At 69.2% G+C, this 5873-nt stretch carries 1 protein-coding gene; it reads left to right on the top strand.

The annotated features are described in order from the left end of the window. Positions 1 to 5873 (top strand): phage head spike fiber domain-containing protein (locus tag BM109_RS40450; protein WP_143129350.1); only part of this gene is annotated, 5873 nt, incomplete at both ends.

The raw sequence follows: 5873 nt of genomic DNA, 5'->3' as shown, positions 1-5873 counted from the left end.
GACGGCACAGCCACGCTGCGCGGCGTGCCGATCCCCGCCGGCACGCACACCTTCAGCGCCGTGTACTCGGGCGACTCCCTCAACGCCGACGGTGCGATCACCTTCACCCAGACGGTGACGGGCACCTCCACGCCCACCGTGCTGGTGGGCCTCGACGCAGGGCAAGACCGCACCACCACGCAGCTGTACAACCGCAACGGCCAGCTGCAGGGCACGCTGGACGCGGAGGGCTACCTCACCGAGTACAAGTACAACGCCGCGGGCGAGCAGGTGCAGACCATCCGCTACGCGAGCCGTGCGGCGAACTTCTCGAGCGTGTCGGCGCGCATGATGGCCGTGGCGATCGCGCGCGCCAGCGGTGATCTCAAGGGCCTGCGCCCCGTAGACACCAGCCCGGACGACATCCGCACCTACAGCTTCTACAACGCCCGCGGCCAGCTCGTGGGCCAGGTCGACGGCGAGGGCTACTTCACCGAGACGACGTATGACCTGCGCGGCAACGTCACCCAGACCAAGCGCTACCTGAAGCCAGCGAAGAGCCCGGCGGCCGCAGGGGCGACGCTCTCGACCGTGCGCCCGGACGCCGACCCGCTGGACCAGGTGGTTACCCAGACCTGGAGCGCGGCGAACCAGTTGCTCAGCCGCACCAACGTCGAAGGCACCGTCACCAGCTTCACCTACGACCTGGCCGGCCGCCTCGTTCAGACTTCCACCGCCGCGGGCACCACGGACGAACGCATCGAGCGCCAGCGCTACGACATCCAGGGCCGCCTGATCGGCGAGCTCGACGGGCGCGGCAGCGCGGCCGTGGCCCTGGCCGACCCACTGAGCGCATGGAGCGCCAACGGCTCGACCCACGCCTACGACGCGGCCGGGCGGCGCACCAGCACCACCGACGCCAACGGCCACCGCACCCTGTTCTTCTACGACGCCCTGGGTCGGCTGACCTACAGTGTCAACGCACTGGGCGAGGTCACCGAGAACCGCTACGACGCGCTGGGCCAACTGAGCGAGCTCATCGTCTACGGCACCCCCGTAAACCTGGGCACCCTCGGGACCACCACCCCAGGGGGGCTGAACACCGACATCCTCAGGGGCCTGGTCGACGCGGTGGACGACACCGCCAAGGACCGGCGCACCGTCAACCGCTACAACGCCACCGGCACCCTGGCCAGCAGCAGCGTGGCCACCTCGGGGACCACCAACAACCTCACCAGCTACTCGTACAACGCCTTCCGCGAGGTCACCGCGAGCAGCCAGACCCGGCTGGGCGGCCAGGTCGTCACCAACACCATCGACTACGACCGCCGGGGCCTGAAGACCTCGAGCACGGCGGACGCCACGGGCGCCTCAGCCGCCCGCGTGAGCCGCAGCATCGGCTACGACGCCTTCGGCCGCGCCATCACGCGCGTGGACGGCAACGGCAACGCCACGAGCATCGCCTACGACCGCCTCGGGCGGGTGGTCACCACCACCGATGCCACCGGTGCCAAGCGTGTCACCACCTATGACGCCTTCGACCGGGTACTGACCCAGCGCGACGCGCTGAACAACACCACGACCTACGCCTACAACCTGGCCAACCGCAGCGTCACCGTGACCACGCCCGAGGGCGTCGGCGTGACCACCGTGCACAACCGCCAAGGCCAGACCCTGAGCGTGAAGGACGGTCGCGGCAACACCACCAGCTACGTCTACGACAAGAGCGGCAACCTGCTGCAGACCCAGGCACCGGAGAGCGTGGGCACCAGCACCACCTACGACAAGACCGGCCTGAAGCTCAGCACCACGGATGCCAGGGGCACTGTCACCAGCTACGCCTACGACGCGGCCGACCGCCTGCTCACGCGCACCGTCGATGCCGCCGGGCTGGCGCTGGTGACCACCTACAAGTACGACACCTCGGGCCAGCAGATCAGCGTCACTGACCCCGGTGGCACCGTCACCAGCTACAGGTACGACCTGGACGGCCAGTTGCTGCAGGAGACGGTGGATCCGTCCAACGGCGCCTATGTCGGGCTGAACCTGCAGACCACCTACACCTACGACACCGACGGCACCACGCTCAGCGTGCAGGGGCCGGACGGGCGGCTCACGCGCTACACCTACGACGGGGCCGGGCGGCGCATCAAGGAGCAGATCGACCCGCTGGGTTTGAACCTCACGCGCAGCTACGACTACGACGGCGAGGGCAACGTCGTCAGGGCCATCGACGGCAACGGCAACGCCACGCTGTACGTCTACGACAAGGCCAACCGCAAGGTCTTCACCATCGACGCGATGGGCAGCGTGCGCCAGACGAGCTATGACGACGAGGGTCGCGTGAGCACCGAGACCAGCTACGCGGCGGCGATGTCGCTGGCGAACCTGCAGGGCGTGGCGCCGGGCCTGAAGGCCATGCAGGAGCTGCTGCCGACCCTGGGTGCGGCGGCGACCCAGCGCCGGCGCTACGACCGCGACGGTCGTCTGCGCTTCACGGTCGATGGCGCCGGCGGGGTGGTCGAGTACAAGTACGACGCGGGCAACAACCTCGTGGAGACGCGGGGCTACGCCAAGCCCATCAACCTGACGGCCTGGGACCCGACCAAGGACCCGGTGGTGGTGGTCGATGACAGCCATGACCAGCGCACGCGCAACGTCTACGACAACCTGGGGCGCAAGACCTACACGGTGGACGGCACCGGTGCCGTGGTCAAGCAGGTCTTCGATGCCAACGGCAACGTCACCGAGCGTTATGCGTATGGCGCCCGGATTCCGGTGACGACGGCCCTGACCCCGGCGGCGATCGACAGCGCGGTGGCGACCGCCACGGCCAGCGCCACTGCCGCGCGCACCGAGCGCGACGTCTATGCCTACGACCGTGCCAACCGGCAGACCTCGCACACCGACGGGGTGGGCACCGTCACCACCCAGAGCTTCGACAAGAACGGCAACGTCACCAACCGAGCGTTCTGGAACGCGCAGCAGGCGGGCACGAACCTGCTCACGCAGAGCGAGTTCGCCAATGGGGTGGGGGACGCGCCGGCCAAGGGCGGGGCGGCAACGGCGGCGTCAATCGCCGGCTTCAGGGGCGCACTCAGGCTCGCGAGCGATCCGGCGGGTTCGTATGCCTACAAGACGCTGGCGACCACGGCCGGTGCGACCTACACCCTGTCGGTGATCGTGGAGATGGAGGACGGCCTGCCGCCGTCCTTCGGCAACGCAGCGGTCACCAACGTCGCGAACTCCTTCGCGCTGGTGATGTTCGCCAACGCGGCCAATCCGACGGCCTACACGCTGCAGAACCTCGGGGGTGGACGCTACCGTGTCTCGGCCACTGGCGTGGCACCCGCCTCGCCGGGGGCGAACTTCGGGGTGGTCAAGTACGCCGGCAACGACACCCGTGCCCTGCGCGTAACCGGCTACCAGCTCGAGCAGGCCAGCGTCGCTGGGAATCTCACGCCGACCACCACCACGGCCATTACCGCCGCGGCCGACGCCAAGAGCCAGGTGACGCGCCTGGCCTACGACAGCGCCGGGCGCCTCGTCTACACCCTCGGCCCGCTGGGCCAGCTCGAGAAGAACAGCTACGACGCGGCCGGACGCGTGAGCCTCGTCACGCGCTACGCCAAGGCGATCAACACCACCAGCCTGGGCGCGGCGCCCACGCTCGCGCAGCTGGACGCCCTGGTGCAGGCGAACACCAACCTCTTCACGCAGAGCGAGTTCGCCAACGGCCTGGCCGATGCACCCTCCAAGACCGGCGTGGTCTCGGTGGCAACGATGACCGGCCTGGGCGGGGCGCTGCGCATCGCGCCCGATCCGAACGGCCCCTACTCCCTCGTCTACAAGACGCTCGCGACCACCCCCGGCACGACCTACACGCTGTCGATGATCGTCGAGATGGAGGACGGCCTGGCGCCGGCCTTCGGGAACCCGGCGGTCAACACGGCCGGGAACTCGTTCGGGATGGTGATGTTCGGCGCCGGCATCGCCACCAACAAGTACGTGGTGCAGAGCCTGGGCAACGGGCGCTACCGCATCTCGACCACGGCTGTCGCGCCTGCGGCGCCGGGGCTGAACTTCGGCGTCGTCAAGTACACGGCCAACGATACCCGTCCCTTCCGCATCTCGGGCTTCCAGCTCGAGCAGGCCGCGGCAGCGGGCACCTACGTGGCGACCACCACCGCCTCGACCGCCGCCAAGGACCAGCTGCAGCACAGCGTCTACGACAAGGCCGGCCGTTTGGTCGCCAGCGTCGATGCGCTGGGCAACACCGTCAAGTACACGCTCGACGGCAATGGCAGCGTGAGCGAGAAGCGCGCCTTCTACAACCCCGTGAACATGGCCAGCTGGGTGCCGGGCACCGTGCCCGCGCCCACGGCCTCCGACACGCTCGACCAGCGCACGCGCAGCTTCTACGACCCCACCGGGCGCGAGTCGCTCACGGTCGACGCACTGGGCTATGCCGTGCAGCGCCAGTACGACGCGCAGGGCCGGCTCTCCGCCATCGTGCGCTATCCGGTGGCCATCCCCGCGGCCACTGCCGTGACCCAGCAGGCGCAGCTCGACGCGGCCATCAAGCTCGCGTCCACTTCCGGGCGTGCGCTGCAGATCACGGTCTACGGCTACGACGCGGCCGGGCAGCGCATCAGCGAGACCGCGGCCTTCGGCCAGCCCGAGGCAGCCGTCACGCGCTACGTCTACGACGGCGTCGGGCGGCTCACGCGCACGATCGACCCGCGCGGCAGCGAGCTCTCACTCAGCGACAGTGCCTGGGCGCTGCAGCAGCGCAAATTGCTGAAGTACACCAATGCCGCGGGCGGCGCGCTCAAGGCGGCCGACCTGACGCAGGCCAATCGCGATGCGCTCGCGTCCCTGTACACCACCGTCAACGACTACGACGCGGCCGGCCACAAGATCAGCGTGAGCGATGGGCTCGGCGGCATCACGCGCTCGGATTACGACGCCAACGGCAACGTCGTCAAGATCACCGACCCGCGCGGCAACGCGGCCTTCTATTACTACGACGCGGCCGGACACGTCACGCTCAGTGTGGACCCCGAGGGCTACGCCACCGCGAACAGCTACGACATGTTCGGCCAGACGCTGAGCATCAAGCGCTACTTCGGCCGGGTCACGGGCGCCTACAGCGCCACCCAGGCGCCAGCCTTGCCGGGCACGAACCCCAGCGATGCGCTCACGCGCTTCGAGTACGACGCCGCGGGGCGCCTGTCGCGCACGATCGATGCCGAGTCGAACGCCGAGCGCTACACCTACAACGCGCTGGGCCAGCGCGAGACGCTGACCAACAAGCTCGGGGGCGTGACCACCTACGCCTACGACCGGCTCGGGCGCGTCGCTAGCGAGACGTTGCCGATCACGAGCAAGAACGCGAGTGGCCAGGCGGTGGCGGTGGTCAACCAGACCACTTACGACGCCTTCGGCAACAAGCTCACGACCACCGAGGCGGCGGGGCTGCCCGAGCAGCGGCTGACGACCTACACCTACGACGGCCTGAACCGGCAGCTGACGGTGCGCCTGGCCTCGGTGAGCATCTACACCGCCGCCGGCGGCTGGACCACGGCTGCGCCCACGCGCACCAGCAGCTATGACGCGAGCGGCAACCTGATCGTGGCGGTGGATGCCAACGGTGGGCGCACGCGCAGCTGGTTCGATGCCGGCAACCGCAAGGTGGCCGAGGTGAGCGCCACCGGCACGCTGAGCACCTGGGTGTACGACGCGGCGGGCAACGTGATGGCGCAGAACGTCTATGGCGATGTGCTGGCGCTGCCGGCCGGTGACGCGCTGCCCGTGCCGCTCAACGCCGCCAACGTGCGCACCACCACCTACCAGGTCGATGCCAACAACCGGGTGACCAGCAGCACCATCGC

The organism is Variovorax sp. PDC80, from assembly GCF_900115375.1.
GTDB lineage: Bacteria > Pseudomonadota > Gammaproteobacteria > Burkholderiales > Burkholderiaceae_C > Variovorax.
Note: the sequence above shows the minus strand (reverse complement) of the source record. Positions and strands in the feature narration are given on the sequence as shown.